Origin of the sequence: Rhodococcus sp. NPDC057014 (genome assembly GCF_042673295.1) — a bacterium.
GTDB lineage: Bacteria > Actinomycetota > Actinomycetes > Mycobacteriales > Mycobacteriaceae > Rhodococcus_F.
The window spans coordinates 1-22129 of the sequence record NZ_JBHUSF010000138.1 but is presented as its reverse complement, the minus strand read 5'-3'; the positions used below and the strand labels follow the sequence as shown (position 1 = coordinate 22129).

Below are 22129 nucleotides of genomic sequence, written 5' to 3'. Positions count from 1 at the left end.
GATCACAGCCCACAGGGCATCGGAAATCTCGTTGGCACGCAACACAGGGACAGTCTCGAGCATCCGACCACCAATATTTGGCAGACACGCTCTAGTCCGCGGGCAGACCTCAGCCCCGACTGCTGGCACCATTTCCGATCTTCGAGTATTTTGCGCACACCGTACCGGGCAGTAACAATACTGTAACGTTGCTCTGACCAGGGGCAGGTCCGCCGAAACGGCAAGGGAACGAACGGAACAGCGCTAGCGTTTGACCCTCTGCTCCAGCCACGTCCGCAGGTCCGCCCCATACTCGGGATGACTGAGCGCCAAGTCGACCGACGCCCGGAGAAACCCACCGGGATTGCCGAGGTCGTGCCGAGGACCCCGATGAACCACTACGTGTACGGGATGCCCTTCCGTGATGAGCAGCGCGATCGCGTCGGTCAACTGCAACTCTCCGCCCGCTCCCGGGCGGATACGTCGGAGGGCATCAAAAATTGCCCTGTCCAAGAGGTAGCGGCCGGCAGCCGCGAGAGTCGACGGTGCGTCCTGGAGTTTCGGCTTCTCCACCATGCCCTTCACCCTCAATACGTTCGGATTCACGGCATCGGGGACGGTCTCGACGTCGAAGACTCCATATGCGCTCACTTCCTCTTTGGGGACGTCGATGGCACACAACACCGTTCCGCCACGCTTGGCTCGCACGCGCGACATGACATCGAGCACGCCGTTCGGCAGCACCAAGTCGTCCGGCAGCAAAACCGCGATTGCATCCTCGTCGTCGCCCAGCACCGCTTCAGCGCATCCAACCGCGTGGCCGAGCCCCAGCGGTTGTTGCTGGACTACCGACTCCACCGCGAGGAGACCCGGCGCCCTGCGGACCTTCTCCAGCAGAGTGTGCTTTCCCCGGGCAGCAAGGTTGTTTTCCAACACCAGGTCTTCGACGAAGTGCGCCACCACGCCGTCCTTGCCCGGTGCCGTCACGATGATCAGCCGCTCTGCCCCGGACTCGGCAGCCTCGCCGGCCACCAGCTCGATCCCGGGCGTGTCCACGACAGGAAGTAGCTCCTTGGGGACCGTCTTTGTCGCCGGCAGAAATCGCGTTCCCATTCCCGCGGCGGGCACCACAGCGGTGCGAAATCCAGTCGAATCCAGTTCCCCCATGGTTGCGCCTTTCTCGAAGAAGTTGAATGAGCAGCGGTGTCATGACTTTTACGCCTCGGCCGACCTTTACACTGGTCAGTTGTCCAGATTTATCGATTGCAGGTGAGCGACGACTCCTTGGCCGCGAGAAAAGTCCGCATTATCCGGAGCCGATCGTGGCAACGAAGATCTGGGCGCGCTGCCGTGCAGGTGCGAGGGTCACCGCCGGGTTCGATGCCGGCAACCACGCCGACTGGCCCGCACTCAGCTCAAGCGAGTCGCAGTGGGACGAGAGGACGGTCGATCCCGCCGTGCAGAGAACGATCCGTGGGCTTCCAGTGCCGAGAGTCGCTGTCGATGCCGACGCACTACTCGCGCTCGTCTCGAGGTGCAGTCGGGTGAGCTCGAATTCTGCCTCCGGCGTGCGGTACAGACGTCTGTTGTCACGACCATCACCGTCCGCACGCACCACCGGCATGGACGCCGGCCGAAAGTCCAGGACTTTCAGCAGCTCGGGCACGTCAATGTGCTTCTGGGTCAAACCGCCGCGCAGCACATTGTCCGAGTTGGCCATGATCTCGACGGCCACGCCTCTAAGGTATGCATGCAGATTTCCGGCCGCGAGAAACAAGCCCTCCCCCGGTTCGAGCGTGATCCGATTGAGCAGCAGCGAGATCAAGACACCCGGGTCGTTCGGATACTTGACCCCCAGGTCGAGCGCGGTCTGCGCCTCCGCCGCGAACTCCCCCTCCGCTCCGTCGCACACGGTCGAAAGGTATTGTCGGCAGGCCTCGACTACACCAGCGATCAGAATCGCCGGGTGTTCGTCGCCCGTGATCCATTGCGTGAAAAGCGCACGCACACCCGAGGGGTTGGTCTGGGTTTCCAATTGCTGCGCACACCGGTCCAACTCTTCAACCTCCAGCGCTCGCAGCAACGCGACGGTTCGCCGCACGTCGCGGAACCCGGCGAGCGCCTCGAATTTCGTCAGCGCAACCACAAGTTCCGGTTTGTGGTTGTCGTCCTTGTAATTGCGGGCAGCCGAGTCCAGAGGGACACCGTTTGCGTTTTCACGTTCGAATCCTTCACGTGCCTGCGCGGAGTTCGGGTGCGCCTGCAACGACAGTGGGTCCTCCGCGGCGAGCACCTTGAGCAGAAACGGAAGGCGACCTCGGAACCGCGACGCGTTGGCCGCGCCCAGTTGCCCGAGTGGGTCGGCCGAAATCACGTCAAGAAGTGAGACGCCGGAGCCCGCGTCGTCCACCCGAGCCGGGTCTGCCGGATGTGCGCCGAGCCAAAGTTCTGCTTCAGGCCGATCGGACGGCGAGGGCCGTCCAGTGAGTTCCGCCAGCACCGTGCGGGAGCCCCACTCATACGACCGAATCGCTCCGTGAAGGCGTTTCATCGATCAGACATTCGTCGAGAATCGGACGCCACCATCCGGCAACGTCACATCGGGCCAGACACGGGCTCCGCGCAGCAATTCGCATCGAGCGCCCACGTCGGCGCCGTTTCCCACCACCGAATCGCGCACAAGTGCTCGCGGCCCGATCCGGCAGTCGTACCCGAGAATCGATCGTTCGATCACCGACCCAGCTTCGACGTGGGCGCCGTCGAACACCACGGCTCCGTCCAGACGCGCACCCGCACCGACAGTGACCCGTGCACCGAGCACCGTGCCGCCGATCAACACCGTGCCTGGGGCCACCGTGGCAGTCGGATGGACGAGCGACTCGCCGCGCCTACCGCTCAGCGCGGGCGAAGGCGCTATGCCGCGAACCAGATCCGCCGACCCGGCAACGAAATCGTCGACCGTCCCCATGTCTCGCCAGTAGGCGGAATCGACGTGGCCGAACACCCGCGTCCCGCCGGACACCAATGCGGGAAACACCTCACGTTCCACCGACACGGGGCGGTCGGACGGAATCTTCTCGATCCACTCCCGCTGGAATACGTAACAGCCGGCGTTGATCTGGTCGGTCGGTGGATCTTGCGTCTTCTCCAGGAAAGCGGTGACCCTGCCATTCGAGTCCGTCTGCACGCAGCCGAACGGGCGCGGATCACCCACCCGAACCAGGTGAAGCGTTACGTCGGCATCGGCCTCCGCGTGCGTCTGCAGAACAGCTCGCACATCGGTGCCGCCGAGGACGTCACCGTTGAAAACCACCACGGTGTCGGCACGAAGATGGGGCAAGACATTCCGGATAGCGCCCCCGGTACCGAGCGGCTCGTCCTCGGTGACGTACTCGATCTCCAGCCCGAACTCTTCACCCGTGCCGAAATGCTGCTCGAAGACTTCCGCTTTGAACGACGTCCCGAGCACCACATGGGAGAGTCCCGCGTCCTTGATCCGAGACAGTAGGTGAGTCAGGAAGGGCACTCCCGCAGTCGGCAGCATCGGCTTGGGCATGGACAGAGTCAACGGACGCAGCCGGGTGCCCATACCTCCGACCAGAATGACCGCGTCCGGCGCAGTATCGATCCTCATGTCCGACAACCCCCTCCATGCCCGAATACGGTGAAATGATTGAAACCCGATCGCGATTCGCGCGCCACTCGACATTCGCCCGGATTGCCGGCGTAATCATGAGTTGTCTGCGACGCACTGGTACGTTGATTCGCGCTCAAACTCAATGTGTTCGACGGCCAGGTCCTTCACCGGCCACTCGATGTCCTAATACGCCCCGTCACCGGCGACCACAGCCCGCACAGTCTTGCCGATGATGAGGACATCCCCCATCATCGACCAGTTCTCCACATACGAGAGATCGAGCCGCACAGTCTCTTCCCATGAGAGGTCCGATCTCCCACTCACCTGCCACAGTCCCGTAATGCCCGGTTTCACCAGCAGTCGGCGACGGACGGTGCCGTCGTAGGCCTCGACTTCTCGGCGCAGAGGCGGGCGCGGGCCTACCACGCTCATCCCGCCGAAGAACGTTGAGAAACTGCGGAAGCTCGTCGAGGCTGTACCTGCGCAGAACTCCGCCGACGCGTGTGATCCGCGGATCCTCACGGATCTTGAAGAGGACGCCGGCACCCTCGTTCGCCGTCATCAGCGCCGCCACCTGTTTGTCGGCGTCCACCACCATGCTGCGGAACTTGAGCATCGGGAACGGACGACCGTCCAGCCCCATGCGCTCCGACTTGTAGAACACCGGGCCCCTGCTGGTCAGCTTGATCATGAGCGCAGCCATAATCATCACCGGGCCCGTCAGGAGGAGCGCCGACGCCGCAAAGATCATGTCGAACGCGAGCTTCGAAAACTTCTGCGCGCCGTGATATTGCGGCTTCTCCACATGAATCAGCGGTAGTCCCGCCACCGGCCGCATCGACAGACGCGGACCGGACACATCCATCATTCCGGGTGAAACCACCAGGTCGACATCGTGCGGCTCGAGGTCCCAGGCGAGGGCGCGCATCCCTTCATGCCCGAGATGCTCGGTGGCCGTAACTGCAACGGTGTCGGCACGACAGAACCCCAGCGAATCGATCACGTCCCCCTCGCTGCCGAGCACGGGAATGTCGCGCCCGGCGACGGTGATCTTGTCGCCATGCTCGCCTGAGTGTCCCGGAATGCAGACGCCCACCACGCGATACCCGTCGGCCGTACCTCGGGCGAAGGATTCCGCGAGAATCCGGACGGCGCGTTCGTTGCCCACGACCAGGACCGACGTCTGAAACTCTCCGCGCGACCGCTTACGAGCAATCACCTGACGCCACACCCAGCGGCTCACCATCAGGGCCACCAGTCCGACAGGAAACGCGATGGCGAGGTAGAGCCGAGCCAAATCGAGGCGGAACAACAGCGCCAGCATCGCAATGAACCCGAACAGTCGCACGGTCGAGACGAAGATCCGTCGATACTCGTCCGGCCCGCTCCCGATCACCCGCACCGTACGAGTCCGGAAGATCGTCAGAGTCGTCAGCCACGCCACGACCAGCAGAGCCGAGACCAGCGTGTAGCTGAGGTCCTGCCCGGTTCCACTCGTGGTCAGGACGCCGCTGTCGCCGAACCGCACCCACTGCGCGACCGCGACCGCGGCAACCACGATCAGCGTGTCCGAAATTAGCAGACGTCGGATATAGGCGGCCTGCCACTCGCAGCGAGTGTACGGCCCACTCTCTTTCCCCGCGAGCGCCGCTGCGTTCTCCGGAGCCCGAGATGGGTCGGGTGAAACATCGAATGCAGTCACCGTTTGCCTTCCGACCTCGAGCCACCCTGACTGGCGGCTCGTGTGTCCTCACGACATTGCGAAGACGACGATCGCCCGATGTTTGCTGCCGCGTCGATGTTCGCACGTGGACACTCAAGTTGAGACAGCGAGTGATCAGCTTCACAACATCCGGCCAGAGGGTCGATGCAGCCCTTCTATCGCAGGTCAGCAGGTGTGTATATCGAGCGAATGACAGTGCCATACGGGGCATCTGATACCGGAGGTCACACGAAATGCTGGCGAACTCGCCGGAGAGCAGGTACGGTGCCCGCCGCATCTCGCTCACGGACGGGATCCTGATGATCACCTGCCAGCATTCTCAGCGAGCGACCTGGAAATTCTCAGCATTTTCGCAGGTACGAATCCCGAGTACGTAGGGCTTGTCGCCCACCCAAGTGCGGCATACTGGCGTCGTGTGGTGGTGGACAATCGGAATCGTCATTGCGTGGGTGGTGATGTCGATACCACTCGCAGTACTGATCGGGAAAGCTGGCCGGCAGAAAGACCTGCGCGAAAAGTTGCCCCGCCGGCGCAAGAGCCGGACTGGCGGGCCTAACGACCAGACCGCCGCGTAACCACTGCAACGCAAGACAAAGCGCCGGCCGACGAACGGCGCGCACGCGCGAATTGGTCAATAGGCTGCGTGACGCCCGACCCACTGCCACCTATGGCCGTAACACCGATCATCGAGTCCGAGAGCAGCATGACGATTCGTCCGCGTCGGGCCACGCGACTGGTTGACACGGGCGAGCGCCCGACACCCGATGACACGGATACCAAAACTGGGGCCCACAGTGTTTTGTGAGCCCCAGTTTCAGATTGGTGGTGGACTACACTCCGGTGGATCCACCCTCCGACCCGAAGGTCAGGAACGAAGCAAAGAAGTTGATCAATTCCGTGATGCTGGCGAAGTCTACAGACATATTTCACTCCTGTTGAGGCGATGGCGTCGGAAGCTCGATCTGCACCCCTGCCGGGCACTCGTTCTTTCTACACGAATTGAAAGACTTTGCAACAGCAGAGGAGCCGCGGGCACCAAGTTTCTCTCGCGATCCGACATCTCCTTCGCCAGGTAGGACTGATGGCAGATCACATTCGAATTGCTGTTTCAGCTACTCACATCAATCCCTAAGTAAGCCAGCACAATACACGACTTACCAAAATCCATCCTGAACCCGGAAAGAGTGCCCACAAACCAGATCCATCGTAGCTTTAAGCATCGCATTTACGCATTTCGGCCATTTTTTGACACCTACCTACATGTTGCTTGACCACTTCCGATCTGAGGGGTGGGCTCTTGCGGAAATGCCGGCCGCGCCCGCTCATTCGACGACCGCAAAGGCGCACCCCTGGCACGTGCAGAAGGGGACTCGGACACACCGGCCCGGCGGCGAGGTTTTCGACCTGTGCGGCGGCGATCCTCCATCCGGGACAGTCGGATCCGGTTCCGCCCGCCCAGCAACTCCGACGATTCACCTATTCACACGAGTTGGCGTGCGTCAGACGGGCGGGCAGCACGGGTGTAGAGATCCGAGTTCACTGACTCCGCTGCTATATCGACGGCTCTGGCTACGTGGCCGGGACCGATCCGGTCGTCCCGCCGCGTGATGCCTTCGCTCCTGAACTTCGAGGGCGGCCAATGACGGACGCCGACGAATTTACCCTTATACCAGGGGTTTCCTTCGGCTGAGTCCGTGTGCCTGGACGGCACGCCTCACTGGCGGCGGGCCGCGATTCGACCCTTCTCACATCTATGTGGGAATCGTTCCCACATAGATTTCACGTCCGATTCGTGCACGGTTGCGCAATGACCTGCAACTCGCCCACTCGGCGAGGTTGTACACGACCTGCCACGCCTGGACCCTGCCGCCTTGGGGCGGTCAGCGTGGGACCAGGATCCGCTGCAGCCTTCCCCTCGCAGAACGCTGCTCAACATAGTTCGAGCCGGCCGGCGGACCGGCGACCTTGCGCACATTCGAGTAGCGGATTTGCGCAGACCGAGCGGTACGGGAGAATGCCGAGCATGAAGCCCCGCAAACCTGACGCCAATGAACCCAGGCCTGGCAGGCACGTCCTATTCATCGCCTTCCTCGCCATCGCCGCAATCGCCGTGGTTGCTGGGGTCGCCTACGACCACTACCGCAAGCCAGCCGCAACTGAAACGACCCAAGCCGCAGCGGCTCCCGTCGGAACGGTGCAGGAAACGAAGCGAATCGCGTTCATCGGCGACAGCTACACCGCTGGCACTGGCGCACCGGACGGGGAAGGCTACGCGTGGCTCGTCGCCAAGAACTTCAATGTGAACGCCCAGGTCAGCGCCGAGGAGAACGCAGGCTACATCAAGCCCGGCGGTAGTGGACGTACGATGATCAATCTCGTGCAGGGCGCGGAGGCCGCATTCAGCCCCGCGAACGTCATCGTTCTTGCTGGCGGATACAACGACAACCTTGGCGCCCCGCCGTCATCTGTTGGATTCCGGGCGGCGGTGCAAGCCACGTTCACGGCGGCACGCGAATGGTCGCCCGATGCGGACATCATCGTCCTCGGCCCCTGGACCCCCACCGGTGTACCGACCACCAATCAAAGTATTGTGAACGACGTACTGCGTGAGGAATCCCAATCGTCCGGGTTCATGTTCGTAGACACGATCCGTCCCCCGATGGTGACCTCGGCGATGATCGGTTCCGACGGATTCCATCCGACCCCGGAAGGGCACCAGCAGCTCGCAGGCAAGGTCGTGGCCGCACTCCGGGACCGCATACCCGCCTTCGCTTAACCCGGCTGGTGTCGGTTGATGATTCCCTCCGCGGTGCAGTTCGTCATGTCATTCGCGCAAATGATATGACCGGCGAGAACGTACCGCTCGGTTTCTTTTGCTTTCAATCCCCATGTCGTTGCAGCTAATTCCTTTCCCCAGCAGAGGACGAAACCTTGAGTACAGGTGCGCACAAACGGCTCGACATTCAAGGCCTGCGTGCCGTCGCCGTGTTAATGGTCGTTCTCTTTCACGCCAACACTCCATTGATCACGGGAGGATATATCGGAGTTGACATCTTCTTCGTAATCTCAGGCTTCCTGATGACCGGGCAGCTATCGGGATCTCTGCGGTCATTGGGTCGGATCGACTTCTGGCAGTTCTATCGAAAGCGGATTCTTCGGCTAGCCCCCGCAGCCCTCGCTGTCGTCGTCATTACTCTGCTCTTCTCGGTCCTGTTCCTTTCGCCGATCCGCAGCGCGGGGATAGCGGCAGAGGCCGCCGCGGCTACCGCCTACGTACCGAACCTATGGTTCGCCTGGACGGGCACCGACTATCTGCAGGAAAAGTTTGCATCACCCTTTCTGCAGTTCTGGTCATTGGGACTGGAGGAACAGTTCTACCTCGTATGGCCGCTAATCCTGGCCAGCACCTGGTTGCTCTTCAGGAAGTCGGTCGCCGGGCTCGCCGCACTACTCGCCGTGATCACCGTTTTCTCGCTTGCGTTGAGCATCTACCTCACGCCCATCTACGGCCCTTGGGCCTTCTACACGCTGCCTACTAGAGTGTGGGAGTTCGGCATTGGCGGACTTGCAGCCCTTCTTCTCACGCGCATTCCCTACGATCGACTAAGTGAAGGTCGATTCGCCAACATTGCTGGATGGATTGGCGTGGTCCTCGTGCTCGCCGCAGCCGTCTTCTACGACGCCGGGACACGGTTTCCTGGATACGCGGCGCTGCTCCCGGTGGTTGGCACCGGCCTGATCCTGCTTTTCAGCAGTACATCGCGCCGAAGCGTTGGGGCATTGCTGCAGACGCGACCCATGACCTTCGTGGGTGACATCTCGTATTCGCTCTACCTGTGGCACTGGCCGATAATCCTCATCCCGCTCACATTGGCGGGCGGTTCCCTGCCGCTATGGGGCACTCTTCTACTGGGAGCCGCTAGTTTCCCCTTGGCATACCTAGGCCGTCGATACATCGAAGTTCCCGCAATGTCATCGGATTCGATTCGGCGAGTGCGCTCGTGGATTGTGGTCCCGTCGGCAGCGGCAACAATCGTCGCTGTCACGCTGGCGATGGCACTTGGCAGCGTCGCCCTCGATCGACGTCAGATCTCGACAAACATCGCAGCTCCGGAATTTATCGCCAACCTGGCCGCGTCTACGTCTGTCTCCTTCACGGACTACGTCCCGATAAATGCTCAGCCGAGACTCCAATCCGCCAACGAGGACGTTCCCAAGGCATCGCAAATGGGTTGCAGCCCGAAGCTATATGACAGCACCGTAGCTGAATGCGAGTTTGGCAATAAGTCATCGCCTCGGACGTTCGTGCTTTTCGGAGATTCGCATGCAGCACAGTGGTTCCCTGCTGTCGAGCAACTCGCAGAGGCCGGTGATGTTCGGCTAGTGGTGATGATCAAATCCGGCTGCGCATCAATCGACACTCCCCGATTCGATCTCGGTGACATCGACCGATTCTGCGAGGACTGGAAGCGGAAAGCCGTCGAGCGGTTAAACGTAATCGCGCCAGATGTCATCTTCATGTCAAACCTGCATATTCAAACTGGTCAATACGGGGACCGGGTCACGGTCGATCAATGGAACGACGCAACGGCGCGAACGGTCGACCGATTGCCCAATCGGTCCCGCGTGGTAGTCATCGCCGACACGCCCTGGTTCGATGAGTCGCCGATCCAGTGCGCAGCAGACCACCTTGACTCATTGAACCCGTGTGCCGTAAAGCGGAATTCCGTGATGGACCCGGATTGGGTGTCGAAGCAGCGCGAGCACACGCAGGAAGTCGGTGCCACCTTCATCGACATGACGGACGACTACTGCAGTGCAGAGTTCTGCAATCTGATAAGCGGAAATATCGTGATCTACCGCGACACCCATCACCTGACTGCGACGTTAGTATCAGCCCTCTCGCCTACATTCCGCGAGCGGCTGTTGCAAGCGGGCGTGACTATTTAGCACTGAAGGCGGCGAACCGTCCGGTCGAGCGGCTGGCCGGTTCGCCGCCTCCTCTCATGCAACTCGGGTGATCGGCGTCAGAGTGAATGCGGGCGAGTCCTTCGGGGCATAGTGAGCAATTGTCGGCGTATCCAGGCGAGAGGCCCTGGGTAGGTCTCGTGTCATTGTGTGAGGTTGCGCGGTGGCTCGGTGGTGCAGTTGCCTGCGGCGAGCTGTGCCCCGTACAGGGTCGGCACGAGAGCTTATGTTTCTTGCATCACAAAACATAGACCGACGTGTCATGTGCCATAAAGATTGGCTGCGGCGTCGCCCTCCCCCGCATTCGAGCGGCGTCTGACCCCGCCAGCCCTACCCCCAGCGGCTGGCGGGGTCTTCGAGCCCTCGGTGGTCTGACCGACTCGACTCGGGACCTCTGATGGGGAACCCGTCGTCCGGCGTCGCGGATGACCGGGTTTCCCCGGTCACGGCCGGGAGGAACAGTGAGCAATTCTGGGCGGAGGGCCACTTCCACGCAGGGCATCTACTACGCGCCGGTAACCGGATCGTCGTCATACGATGTCACGAACTTGTCCAGCACCTCTCAGCCCATACACGCACTCCTTCGGGGATTGCGGACCCAGCCGCAAAAGCGAGGCGCACTATGAACCTGATCCGCGAAGCGGCGCCTTGGATTGCAGCTGTGGCCATCATCGGCTTTGGTGTTCTCGTCGGGATCTATGCAAGCAGCGGCTAACTGCGTAGGGGTGGGGTACACCCGAGCCGGTCGAGAGCGAGACCCGGCCCCATGAGCAATCTGGGCGTGTCAGACACAGGTGGATAGTGTCATTCACGTGAATTAGTGCTGGGCTCCCACGACCAGCGTGTGAGAACCACGCGGTCTATATTGCTTCCATCCCCCCACTTTCATCGGGGGCTGAATCTGAGGGGAACTCAGTGGCAACCATCTCGCGGTCTAGTTCGTCGCGCCGGAAACCGGGCAAGCCGAAGGAAACGCCGAAGGCAACGCAGCGGCTCGACATTCAAGGCCTGCGCATGGTCGCGGTCATGCTCGTCGTGTTCTCGCACCTGTTCCACTTCCCGCGGGGCGGATTCATCGGCGTCGATGTCTTCTTCGTGATCTCCGGGTTCCTGATTACCGGGTCACTGCTGCACACGTTCGAGCAGACCGGGCGCATCTCGTTCTCCAGTTTCTACCGGCGGCGCATCCGGCGCATCGTCCCGGCAGCCACCCTTGTCCTCGTCGCGACTGTCATCGCTGCCTACCTCATTTACACGGGTAGCCGGTTCAAATCCACTGTCCTCGATGCGGTCGCCGCGTTCTTCTTCGTGTCGAACTGGCAATTCGGAATCGAAGGCACCGACTACTTCAACTCCTCCGGACCCGTGTCCCCACTGCAGCACTACTGGTCCCTATCCGTGGAGGAGCAGTTCTACTTCGTCTGGCCCGCGGTCATCCTGGCTATCGGAATACTTGTCATGCGACGGTCGGGATCAGCAAAGGCGCGGCTCGCACTGTCCGCCGCCGTCATGGGAATCGCTGTCGTCGTATCGTTCGGGTATTCGGTACTGAACACCGCGAGCAGCCCGACTTGGGCGTACTTCTCCACCCTCACACGCGTCTGGGAGCTGGGCGTCGGTGCGCTCCTCGCGATCTCGATCAGCTACTTTGAGCGCATCCCCGACAAGGCCCGTCCATTCATTGCGTGGACCGGACTCATCGCGATCGCGGTCGGCGCATTCGCCATCACCGAAACCGGCGGCGGCTTCCCCGCCCCGTGGGCCGCCGTCCCCGTGCTCGGCGCTGCGATGGTTATCGCCGCGGGCGTCGCCGGTGAGCAGAAGTACCTACAGGTACTGACGAACCGTGCGAGCAACTACGTCGGTGACATCTCGTACTCGCTGTACCTGTGGCACTGGCCGATCATCATCCTGCTCGGTGCGGTCATCGAACCGGAAGGCTGGCTGTACTACGGCGGTGCACTGTTCCTGATGTTCGGCATCTCAGCAGTGTCCTACCAGTACTTCGAGAACAAGATCCGGGCGTCCAACTGGCTCAGCACCGACACTGAGAAACGTGAGCGAAAGCTACTCGACGTTTCCCGATGGCGGCTGAAGAACCTCCACTTGAGCAAGGCTGACCAGAACATCGGCACCATCTCTCTTGTGGTGCTCACAATCGGGCTCTGTCTGGTAGGAGTGGCGGTCACAACGCCCGCACCGGTGGTCTCATACGGCACGGCGTATTCGTCAAGTGCCGCAGCCGAGGTTGAACTCACGGGACGAGCGAAGGAGATCAGGGATGCACTCCGGACGTCCGAATGGCCCGCTGCCCTCACTCCCAGTCTGGACAACATCGCAGATGCAAAGCCGCCGGAAGACACCGACGGATGCGGAAACACCGGCCCGAACGTCTCCGAATGCGTGTACGGAAGCGGGGACAAGCTGGCCGTCGTGGTTGGCGATTCGATCTCGATCACCTGGCTGTCTGGCGTCCGCGAGGCTCTGGTGCCGCTCGGTTGGCAAGTACAGGGTCTGACGAAGGCTGGCTGCCCCGCCGCGTTCGTCGACGTGAAGAAGAGCGGCGTCTTGAACACTGAATGCCAGGAGCACCATGACTGGGTCGGCAAGCGACTCGCAGAGTTGAAGCCCGACCTGGTGATCACGTCGGGAACCGAGGGGCAGATGAACTACCTGGCGGCCGGGCCGACCGGCACTGCGGCCGGAGACGCATGGAAGGCGGGTAGCGCCGACGCGTACCGAACGTACGGCGCTACCGGGGCGAAGGTCATTGTCTTGGCGCCCATACCGTCCGGCAAAGACCCGCAGGAGTGCGTGACCCGAACCAGTGGGCCGCAGAGCTGCGTAAGCACCGTGGCCGAGCTGTGGCATGTCGCGTCGAAGGCCGAGTCTGACGCCGCGAAGGAGGCCGGCGCGATGTACGTCGACACCCGGGAATGGTTCTGCACCGCCGACGACGCATGCCCCGCATTCGTGGGGTCAACGGTGATGCGTCGCGACGCGGTGCATATCACCCCTGAATATTCGCGAGGCTTGGCGTCCGAACTCACACAAGCGCTGACTGGATAGCGTCGCACCAGACACAATCGCCCCACCTGAAATAAGGTGGGGCGATTGTCGTTCGGCTGCTACACCGCCGTCCCTGTCGCGTCCTTCCAGTTCGTTCCGTCCGACCAAGGTCGGCTTAGTCAGTGTCGTGTCGTAAACCATGCCGCCGGCTCCAACGGTGGGGGGCGGACGGTATGGACCCGGTCGCCACCGCCAGCGTCTTGAACCCACCATCCTTCGTGATCTCCCAGACAACGGTGTCTGACGGACTCGACTCCTTCAGCACCGGTGAGTCCCGACCTGTGGCGACGGACAACGCGAAAATTGCGCGGGCGCTCCCCGCATTCAAGAAGACGGTGACCTGAGCGTTCGTGGTCGCACTGGCTCCCAGGACGGTGAAATTCTTCGGGTTGATCGCGGACTGGACTCCGATTGTGCCGCTGGTGGTCTTCGCTCGATACATACACACCAGAGTGTGTGGTGGGACTGGTAGTTACGGCACCAACGCGAACCCAGCGCCGTAGCTACCTTTTTCATTGATATCCGCGAGAATCGGGGTGATTGCCCCATAGAACGTCGTCGGCTGGGTTCCGAAGTCCATGCCGATGTTGAGACCGACGAGCTTCTGCCCCACCACGATCGGTCCACCTGAATCGCCTTGCCACATCACCGCCCAGTTCTGGAGGTGAATACCGTCCACCTTGCCGATGATCCCGCAATTCTTGCCGGTGGTTGCCCCGTGGTTGCACCCCATGTCTGACAACGAGGCATCACCGACACTCGAAACGACGACGTCAGTGGTGTCGCTGTACTTGCTCGGCACAACAACATCCGGGTTCAGCCGGATCACCGCATAATCGAGCGCCGTGAACGTACCGTCCGTGTTGCGCGAGTACACGTCGGTCTCCCACCCGATCGGCCCGTTGGCAGCGTCACCAACCTTGTAGACGGCTTTGCCCGCGCCCTGGTGGCAGTGACCGACAGTCAGCGCAACCAAGCGGCCCGCGTTGTCGGTGCCGACCGCGCCGATCGTGCAGTACCCCTCGGCATCCGGGTACGGGGTGTAGGCGGTACCCGGCCCAACATGGATGGTCGGTCCCGCCTGCGCCGCCGGGGCGACACCGAGCATCACTGCGAGCGCGGCAATAATCGCGACCAAGATGATCTTCACACTTTTCTCCCGCTCCTCTTTGGGAAGCATTCTCCTATCCCGCCTGCTACGGCGCGCGCTGCACGACGAAAGCTCACACTGAGCAGATTTCGATCTCGCGGACCCTCAGTGGCCGAGGCCATCGCCGGCGGCCGGATGCGCTGACCGGAATCGTCAGGTCGCCATCGCGATCGGCGACAGCGTGCTGGGGATGAAGGCGCACCTATCTGGCCCGATGATCACCAACAGTGCGTGGCGACCGACATCGACATCATGACCAAGGCCTCGGTGAGTCAGCGGGTTGTTTCTTTCTCACCGGCCCTGAGCTTGAAGCACTCCCCGCGACCGCCGACCAGGTACTCACCAACGCTGACACCATCACCCGTTGCCCGGGCGCCCATCATCAGGATTCTGACCTTAGCGTGGTGGTCACCGATCCACCCGCATGCGGATTGACGACATCGATCGGTGACCGATCATCGATCCCTCGACGCCCCGATACAGTCATGATGATGGAAGAATCAATTCCATGGGGATGAAAGAATCAATTCGCGCCCATCAAGTGGGCCAGGTCGGGAATTCCGGTGGACTCTGACAGTCACGCTGCCGTCTCCGGTGGCGACCGGACCGACGATCTCCTCACCAGGGCGGTGACTGAGGCACTCGCGGCGGGCATGTCATGGGCGCAGATCGCCGCGCAGCTCGGTGTCCCACCCCCAGTCGCCCGCGACCACGCCGCGGCGACGGATCATGACTGGCAGGAAGCGATAGTCGCCCACGAGAATGCCCGAGCAGCACGGCTCAAAGACCAGAGTGTGCCTCAGCAATCCGAAACACCCTGACAACCCGAGAGCCTGCTAACGCCACGCGCTCGCTAGCCGATCCGCACGACGAACAGGTGGAACGTCGTTGTCCGCAGTCCGCGGTCGTCGCGACGCGGCCGCCAGAGCCCTATTGAGAGTGCCCGGCCACCGCCCCACGACACCGTGAACCAGGGTCGTCAGGACGTCCCTTTGTAGCGCTCTGCCCCGTTTGGGCGTGCAGGGACCAGCCGCGTCAGAGCTCAGCGAGAGACACCAATCCGTCCTGCAGCGCCCGGACCAACAAGCCGGACTTGTCCGCAACGGGACGCCCGGCGGCAGCGTACTTCGCTCGGATCCGGATCAGGTGGGTGTTGATCGTGCCCAGACTGATTCCGAGGTCGGATGCGGCAACGGTCTTCGATTCACTGCGCAGCCACAGGCGCAGGATCTCCAGCTCGCGCGGTGTCAGCGTGGGCCGCCGTTCTGGTTCCCCGACTGGGTCGGGCGTGGGGGCAGGAACAGAAGTCATACCGATCTCACCTTCTCGAGCCGCAGCGCTTGCCGCGGAACGCACACTGTGTGATTCGGTGCGGCACGCCACCCGGATGGGTCAAATACGCGGGCCCGCGACAACGGAGCAATTTCGGTTTTGTCGGCTGTTCGCCGCGGTGAACAAACCGTACCTGACGCCGGTTTTAATGACCTGCAGGTGATGTTCCTGGGGCGCGTCGCCGACGCGCCCTGGTGAAATTGGTTATCGTCGGAGGCCTGTAGAACCAAGGGGGACCGGCGACCATGAGATCTTCGACAGTCACTGACGTGTCGACGCTGCTGATGATCGACTCCGCGACTGCGCGGGACCGCGACGACGCCTTCGCCGTCACCCCGCGCCCCGACGGCCACGGATGGTCGGTCGAGGTTCACATCGCGGGCGTCGCCGACGTCGTCGGCCTGGGGTCGGTCGCCGACGAACAGGCGTTCCTACGGGCCGAGACCCGGTACCTGCGCGACCGCACCATCCCGATGCTCGGCGACACCGCCGAACAGGCCGCCACCCTGACCTCCGAATCCGTACGGACCAGCCTGCAAGTCACCGGCACCCTCACCCCCGCCGGTCAGCTGGTCGATGTCACCGTCGGGCGTGGACAGATTGCGTCGGGCCGGTGCAAGGCGGTTGATCACGCCCAGGTGCCCGGCGCCCTGACCGACCCGGAACATCCCCTCCATGTCCAGTTGGCTGCGGCGGATGCCGCCGCGCAAGTCCTGCTGGGCGCCCGCCGTGACGGTGGCGCGCTGGCGTTCTACGACCTCACCCGCGGCTGGGCCGCCAACGAGGACGGCGCCATCGTGCCGATCGCAGCAGAACTGCGGACCGTCGCCTACGTCATCGTCCAAGAGCTCATGATCGCCACCAACGAAGCCGTCGCCCTCTGGTGTGTGGAGCAGGGGTTACCGATCCTCTTCCGCAACCACCGACCCAACCCGGTCGCCGGCCCCGCCGACGAACTCATGACCGAGATCGCCGCCGCCGGCGGCGACCCGGACCTGTTCGCGAAACTCCGCGGACGGCTGCTGTCCACACTGCGGGCCGCGACCTACGACCCTACGGTGCATGGCCACTACGGCCTCCGGCTCAGCGCCTACACCCATGTCACCTCACCGCTGCGCCGGGTGGCCGACCTGATCAACCAGCGGATCATCCTCGCCCACCTCGACCACACCCCCACCCCCTACACCCCGGACCAGTTGGCCGCCCTCGGCGCCGACCTGAACCGGCGCACCCGCGCCGCCCGGGAGGCGAAGAAGAACCACTTCAAACACGCCGACCACCGCCTCGTCACCCAAGAGGCGGCACGTGACCTCACCGCGCTCGATGCCCGCACCTTCCACAAGGTCCTCAAAACCGCGGCCGCCGGGCCGCTTCGCGAGGAGATCGCCGCCGAACTCGCCCGCCGCGTCGACGCCGACCTGCTGACCACCCCGGACGTCGCGGTGCTGATCGACGCCGCCGACCCCACCTGGCTCCCGATCCAACTCCGCGTACTGGACACCCTCGCCGATTCCCATCCGGAGATGGGGCCGAGCGTGGTGTCGGTGTGGCGGCAGGCTCATCCCGATCAACCCCCCACCGATGTCGAGACTCGGCAGAGCGGCGCCGACCACCACCCACTGTTCGCCGCCCGCGCCACCCACCTCGGCATCCGCGGAGCCTGGACCATCGCGACGGCGAAGAAGCCCGCCGAACAAGCAGCCCTGTGGGCGGCACTGCGCGCGCAGTTGACCGGCACCGACCATCCCGACTCGGAACCGGAATGGCCTGCGGCACCGCAGAACCCGAAGGCACCTGGCCCGCCCGCGTCCGAGAACCCTGGTGCGGGCATCCCCTCGCCGCCGCACGATACGACCGGCCAGGCCGTCCTGAGCCTGGACGGGGCGAAGATATCCAAGGCCCTGTCCAACCCTACTGCCTGGCTGATGAGCCTGGCCCAGAACAATAATCAGGCCCCGCCCGAGTGGGAGATCCGCACCGACGGTCCCGCACACGCACCCCGATTCACCGCCACCGTGCACCTCGCCGGCCACACCGCCACCGCCGACGCGACCGCGAAGACGGCGGCAAAGACTGCATCGGCGGCCGCGCTCGTCGAGGCACTCTTCGCGCAGCACTGAGACTACGATGCCCGTCTTATCCGCTGCTTACTGCAGTGAACGCGCGTGCAGATTTTGGTGCACACAGTTGCGGCCGATGGCATTGACACCACTCGGACACACCTCGACATGCGGTGTCTCGACGTGGGAAGACCGACTGCGGCGGCTCGGCTTCGTTCCCGGTCGATGCACTCGGTGTGCACACTCGACAACCAGGTGCTGACGCGCGCCCACTCAGCGGTGGAAGTGCGCCTGCGAAGGGGACCACCTCTGCCGTACCCGTGCGTTGTTGGACTGCTCGGGCACGTCGAGCTGAGGAGACCGTCATGACCCCGACGACCACGGACTCGGTGCCCCCTTGGCCGAATGCACTCGCCTGCCGCGGCCGGTTCCGATGGGCGGGGCGTGACGCGCGGATCCGTGACCACCGCAGCTCCCTCGCGAAGCCGGAGACGGCGATCCCGCCGGATTCGGTCGGACTCGTCATTCCACCAGTGTGATCGGCACCCCGGGTGTGATGTACAGGTGGTGTCGAGCGCCGCCGTGGGTGAGGGACATGGCCACTCCCGTGGTGTGTCCCTCGGCGAACCGTGCGAGCAACTCGTGGGTGGCCTCGAATCTGGTGTGGCTGATGTCATAGGTGACGCCGTTGAATATCAGACTGGGCACCATGCCTCCTTTGCCGACGGTGGATCGTTGCCGAAAGTCTCGCTGACATCCCGCCCTCGGCGAGGACGGACACACCGTCGCGGCGCGATGGGCATCGGCTGCGGGCGGCGCTACCAGCGGTAGACGACGCTCGGGTTCGGCTCGTCGCTGCCCCGAATCGCGACCGGAGTCGCCGCCGTAATCAGGAGGCGAACCGTCGAGTTCTGACTGACGAAACCGACGAATCCGCCGTTGCCGTTGTCTTCGAAGATGCCCCGGATAGCGTCCTCGAGGCCGTGGGCGGCGGCCGCATCGGCGAGTGGATAACGGACCCCGTCGTAGATCGCTTCGTAACTCATGATCCTTCTCCCGCTGGTGTCGTGCTGCTCCCAGCGTAGGAGCGCCGGACCGCCGGTTGCAGCCGGTGCCGATGCGTTCTTCCGCAACCGAGCGATCCGACCGGATCGCTGAACCTCGCGAGCTCTGCCGCGATACTGCCGGGTTGACCCGCGCTCGCAAGAGGAGTCCCGGTCCGACGGCGCCACTGGAGTCTAGGAATGCCTCGGCAGCCCGAGCGCGGCGGCGTGCTCGCGCAGGTACTCACGCAGATACGGCATGGTGAAGTCAAGCAGGCCGTGGCCGACCGACGCGATCAGCTCGGCGTCGATCAGCCGCAACCGGTACTGGCTGGCGTAGGTGCCGTCCACACCAAGCCGGACCGCGATCTGGCCGATCCGGCTCGGGCGCTCGTCCTGCGACATCGCGACCAGGAAGCTCCAGTCGACATCGGAGATCCCGGCGAGGCTGGGCTCGAGGACCAACGATCCGATCCGGCGCCGTGCCGCGGCGACACCCGCGGTGACATCGTCGGTGGCGACCACTTTCGCGGTCCGGTTCTGCCGCCAAATGTGGTATCCGACAATCTGAATCAGAAAATGATAGCCGTTCGTGGCCTCCGCCGCGGTGCGGCAGTCGGCCTCGGCGATCGAGCGTCCGGTGCCCTCGATCGACTCTCGGATGGCCTGCGCCGCCTCGTCGAGGGCACCGCGCCCAGGGATGGCGGTCGGCGCGTCGGAGGAAGGTCAGGACGTCGTCGCCCAGGAGATCGCTGATCGAGGCGGGCAGACCGGCGGCGGCGAAGGCCAGTTCCCGCTCTTCGCGGAAGGCGTGCTGGACGATCGCCCCGAGGGAACGCAGGTCGTCGCCGAGTTTGCGGTGGATCTCGTCGACGGTGATCAACAGGCCGGTCTCGTGTGCGGCCAGGGCGGCGGTGAGTTCCTCGACCTGGTGACGCAGGCTCATCGCCGGCGTCGGCGAGTCGGTGGTGGTCCAGTTCACGCCCCCGATCCCGGCGGCGGTGATCCCGGACAGTCGCCGCTTCGTTCCCCCGGGCTCGCCGTGCTCGCGCAGCAGCCGGGGTAGGTGTTCGCCGGTGAGCCGGTCGAGCAACCCGGGTGTGGCGGTCTCGGAGACGACGAGCCAGCCACGGCTGCGGGCCTGGGCCTCCGCCTCGTTGAGCATGACCGTCTTCCCGACCCCACGGGCCCCGGTGTAGATCGTCGCGCGACCGGGAGCACCGGGACCGTCGTCGAGAGCGACCGAAGTCCTCGACGAGATCGGCGCGACCCAGCAGAGACGGCGGCGGCGTCCCCGAACGACAGGGTGAACGGATTCCCCACAAAGGGCGAGCTACCAGCCCCTTTAGTTTCCTTTAGCGTTCTTGGCTTCTTAGGGTTGGGTAGCGTTCCCGAACTCATTTCCGGCCCACCCGTGGGCACGGTGAACTCCGCGTCCTCGACCATCCGGTCCAGTTCCCCTGCACTTTCGCGCGCAGCAACTCGAACACGGCGCGCCATCCCCGCCGAGGGCGAGCAGCCAGTCGGCGACGGCATCCGAGCCTACGACGCCGAAGAACGAACTGTCATCAAGCCTGGATGGTCAGGTCGGGACACTCCCAATGCGCCACTGAGTTTCGCGCCCCAGCGACTACGACAACGTCCTCATTACCGCCGAGGCGGCCGAGGACATGTCAGTGAGCGTCGCGGAAGGCTTGCTCGATCTCCGCAGGGATGCGGCCGCGGGAGGCAAGCTCGTAGCCCTGCTCGATCGCCCAGGCGCGGATCTTCTTCTTCTCACTCGGCCGCCGCTTCGCCGTCCCGGGGTTGACCGACCGGCCGGAGCGGTGTTTGCGGCCGCCGACGCGAGTGGAGTGGTCGATGTAGTACTCGAGCGTCTCGCGGAACTCCTTGGCGTGCTCGTCCCTCAAATCGATCTGGTACTCGACGCCATCGAGTGCATAGCTGATGCTCTCGCCATCCTCACCGAATTCGGTCCCGTCGATGTCGTCGACCAGTTCCACCACTACCTTGCGTGCCACAGGTTCCACTCCTCGATGTCTCGGTACAGACAGATGAGAGTACTGGTTACACCCCGCAGCCACCGCACGCTCCGCGGCGACTCCGGGCTCCCAAGAAACTTGACCTAGCCGGCACGTCTTGGCCGCGGGCTGGTGCTCGGCCGCGTTGACCCAACCGAAGGGGCGGGGCCGCTACTGCGCCCAAATTGCATCACTGTGACGAATGTGACGAGAGTGTCCTACTTGCGTTGGGACCGTCTGGTGAAAAGTCGGTGAGCGCCAGGGGAGGACGTTCCTCAAAGGATTCCTGGCGGTCGCTCACAGCAGGGTCTGCACACGGGCTGGTCGTCGACATGCGCTCGTGCAATCTAGCTAGCGTAGATAGCAGAGTGCATCGTCCGGTATCAGATCACACTGATCACCTCGATAATCGTTTTCGTTGCGGCGGGGGCGGGCGCCCGGACCGGCCCACTGGGGGGCGTTGCCAACCAGGACGTTAGGGAACCTCTTTCCGGTTGGACGTTAGGGAACCTCTTTCCGGTTGTCAGCGCAGCATGTCGACATGTACCCATTCGGAGATCAATTCATGCTGCGCCCGGTGTGCTGACTGGGATAACAACAGATTTCCCGCCTCGACCCGCGGAACGACGTATCCCCCGTGGTTCGGTCCGTCCGGTGATCAGATCCAGTCGATGTGGACGGAGTCGATGTGGTCGAAGTGGAACCCGAACTGGTCGCTGTATTTGTCGAAGCCCTTGTTCTCCGGGTAGTCGAGGGTGGCGTGCCGCTCCAGCAACGCCACGACCCGGGCGTGATCGTCATTGGCCAACGCGGCCGCGAGCTCCCGGGACTCATCGCTGCTGAAGGGGGTGTCCGAGTTTGCGAAATCCAGAGTGCGGACCCGGTAGTCGTAGCCCTCGTCCGCACCGTTACGCACCATCACACCGCCCCGGACCCGGATGACTGCCCGTTTCGGGGTTCCGTCCGGCCGCAGCACCCCGGCTCGTTTCATGATGTCCTGCGCCTTCACGGTTTTCAGTTTCTTGCTGGCGTCGGCCCGCAACTCGTTCGTCTCCCCCGACCGGTACCGGGACACCGCGGAGCGGGACCGCCCGATCATCGCGGCCACCGCATCGACGCCACCGAGGCGTTCGATCGCCGCACGGCG

At 63.4% G+C, this 22129-nt stretch carries 14 protein-coding genes and 3 pseudogenes; 5 read left to right on the top strand and 12 right to left on the bottom strand.

Going from position 1 to position 22129, the window contains the following annotated elements; translation table 11 throughout:
• Positions 1-243: 243 nt before the first annotated feature.
• The 4 genes and pseudogenes from ACFTZB_RS24695 to ACFTZB_RS24680 form a co-directional block, all read right to left on the bottom strand.
• A complete protein-coding gene (locus tag ACFTZB_RS24695; protein WP_378434966.1) occupies positions 244-1146 on the bottom strand; it encodes a UTP--glucose-1-phosphate uridylyltransferase in 903 nt (300 codons plus the stop codon).
• Positions 1147-1285: 139 nt separating this feature from the next.
• A complete protein-coding gene (manA, locus tag ACFTZB_RS24690; RefSeq protein WP_378434964.1) occupies positions 1286-2530 on the bottom strand; it encodes a mannose-6-phosphate isomerase, class I in 1245 nt (414 codons plus the stop codon).
• A gap of 3 nt (positions 2531-2533) precedes the next feature.
• A complete protein-coding gene (locus ACFTZB_RS24685) occupies positions 2534-3613 on the bottom strand; it encodes a sugar phosphate nucleotidyltransferase (RefSeq protein WP_378434962.1) in 1080 nt (359 codons plus the stop codon).
• Positions 3614-3799: 186 nt separating this feature from the next.
• Positions 3800-5318 (bottom strand): annotated as a pseudogene (locus tag ACFTZB_RS24680) (sugar transferase).
• 2044 nt (positions 5319-7362) lie between these two features.
• Here ACFTZB_RS24680 and ACFTZB_RS24675 point away from each other — a divergent pair.
• The 3 genes from ACFTZB_RS24675 to ACFTZB_RS24665 all read left to right on the top strand — a co-directional run bounded on the left by ACFTZB_RS24675 (position 7363) and on the right by ACFTZB_RS24665 (position 13376).
• Positions 7363-8115, top strand: coding sequence for an SGNH/GDSL hydrolase family protein (locus ACFTZB_RS24675; protein WP_378434960.1), 753 nt, complete (start codon positions 7363-7365; stop codon positions 8113-8115).
• A gap of 155 nt (positions 8116-8270) precedes the next feature.
• A complete protein-coding gene (locus tag ACFTZB_RS24670; protein WP_378434958.1) occupies positions 8271-10289 on the top strand; it encodes an acyltransferase family protein in 2019 nt (672 codons plus the stop codon).
• A 933-nt stretch (positions 10290-11222) separates the two neighbouring features.
• Positions 11223-13376 carry an acyltransferase family protein gene (locus tag ACFTZB_RS24665; protein WP_378434956.1) on the top strand — a complete coding sequence of 718 codons (2154 nt, stop codon included), beginning with the start codon at positions 11223-11225 and terminating at the stop codon, positions 13374-13376.
• Positions 13377-13848: 472 nt separating this feature from the next.
• Here ACFTZB_RS24665 and ACFTZB_RS24660 read toward each other — a convergent pair whose 3' ends face one another.
• Complete coding sequence (locus ACFTZB_RS24660; protein WP_378434954.1) at positions 13849-14556, bottom strand: serine protease; 708 nt, start codon at positions 14554-14556, stop codon at positions 13849-13851.
• 533 nt (positions 14557-15089) lie between these two features.
• Between ACFTZB_RS24660 and ACFTZB_RS24655 the strand changes: the two genes are divergently transcribed.
• A complete protein-coding gene (locus tag ACFTZB_RS24655) occupies positions 15090-15347 on the top strand; it encodes a hypothetical protein (RefSeq protein ID WP_378434952.1) in 258 nt (85 codons plus the stop codon).
• Between the two features lie 214 nt (positions 15348-15561).
• Here ACFTZB_RS24655 and ACFTZB_RS24650 read toward each other — a convergent pair whose 3' ends face one another.
• Entirely contained in the window at positions 15562-15837 is a 276-nt protein-coding gene (locus ACFTZB_RS24650; protein WP_378434950.1) for a response regulator transcription factor, read from the bottom strand.
• A 266-nt stretch (positions 15838-16103) separates the two neighbouring features.
• On the opposite strand from ACFTZB_RS24650, the gene ACFTZB_RS24645 reads away from it, so the two are divergent.
• The gene (locus ACFTZB_RS24645; protein ID WP_378434948.1) at positions 16104-17978 is read left to right on the top strand and encodes an RNB domain-containing ribonuclease; all 1875 of its coding nucleotides are present in this window, start codon (positions 16104-16106) and stop codon (positions 17976-17978) included.
• Positions 17979-18440: 462 nt separating this feature from the next.
• Here the strand turns inward: ACFTZB_RS24645 and ACFTZB_RS24640 are convergent, their stop codons facing one another.
• The 6 genes and pseudogenes from ACFTZB_RS24640 to ACFTZB_RS24615 all read right to left on the bottom strand — a co-directional run.
• Positions 18441-18629 (bottom strand): hypothetical protein, encoded by a 189-nt coding sequence (locus ACFTZB_RS24640; RefSeq protein WP_378434946.1) that lies wholly within the window; start codon positions 18627-18629, stop codon positions 18441-18443.
• 107 nt (positions 18630-18736) lie between these two features.
• On the bottom strand, positions 18737-18964 hold the full coding sequence (locus ACFTZB_RS24635; protein ID WP_378434944.1) for a hypothetical protein: 228 nt from the start codon (positions 18962-18964) through the stop codon (positions 18737-18739).
• Between the two features lie 192 nt (positions 18965-19156).
• Positions 19157-19486: a hypothetical protein gene (locus tag ACFTZB_RS24630; RefSeq protein WP_378434968.1), complete on the bottom strand. Its 330-nt coding sequence runs from the start codon at positions 19484-19486 to the stop codon at positions 19157-19159.
• Positions 19487-19835: 349 nt separating this feature from the next.
• A pseudogene (locus ACFTZB_RS24625) lies at positions 19836-20126 on the bottom strand (ATP-binding protein); the annotation flags it as partial.
• Positions 20127-20634: 508 nt separating this feature from the next.
• A complete protein-coding gene (locus ACFTZB_RS24620) occupies positions 20635-20982 on the bottom strand; it encodes an Lsr2 family protein (protein ID WP_378434942.1) in 348 nt (115 codons plus the stop codon).
• A gap of 658 nt (positions 20983-21640) precedes the next feature.
• Positions 21641-22129 (bottom strand): annotated as a pseudogene (locus tag ACFTZB_RS24615) (hypothetical protein); the annotation flags it as partial.

Coding starts and splice junctions, on each gene's coding strand:
- ACFTZB_RS24695 (WP_378434966.1), bottom strand. CDS start 1,146: ATGGGGGAACTGGATTCGACTGGATTTCGCACCGCTGTGGTGCCCGCC.
- manA (WP_378434964.1), bottom strand. CDS start 2,530: ATGAAACGCCTTCACGGAGCGATTCGGTCGTATGAGTGGGGCTCCCGC.
- ACFTZB_RS24685 (WP_378434962.1), bottom strand. CDS start 3,613: ATGAGGATCGATACTGCGCCGGACGCGGTCATTCTGGTCGGAGGTATG.
- ACFTZB_RS24675 (WP_378434960.1), top strand. CDS start 7,363: ATGAAGCCCCGCAAACCTGACGCCAATGAACCCAGGCCTGGCAGGCAC.
- ACFTZB_RS24660 (WP_378434954.1), bottom strand. CDS start 14,556: ATGCTTCCCAAAGAGGAGCGGGAGAAAAGTGTGAAGATCATCTTGGTC.
- ACFTZB_RS24650 (WP_378434950.1), bottom strand. CDS start 15,837: ATGACTTCTGTTCCTGCCCCCACGCCCGACCCAGTCGGGGAACCAGAA.
- ACFTZB_RS24645 (WP_378434948.1), top strand. CDS start 16,104: ATGAGATCTTCGACAGTCACTGACGTGTCGACGCTGCTGATGATCGAC.
- ACFTZB_RS24640 (WP_378434946.1), bottom strand. CDS start 18,629: ATGGTGCCCAGTCTGATATTCAACGGCGTCACCTATGACATCAGCCAC.
- ACFTZB_RS24635 (WP_378434944.1), bottom strand. CDS start 18,964: ATGAGTTACGAAGCGATCTACGACGGGGTCCGTTATCCACTCGCCGAT.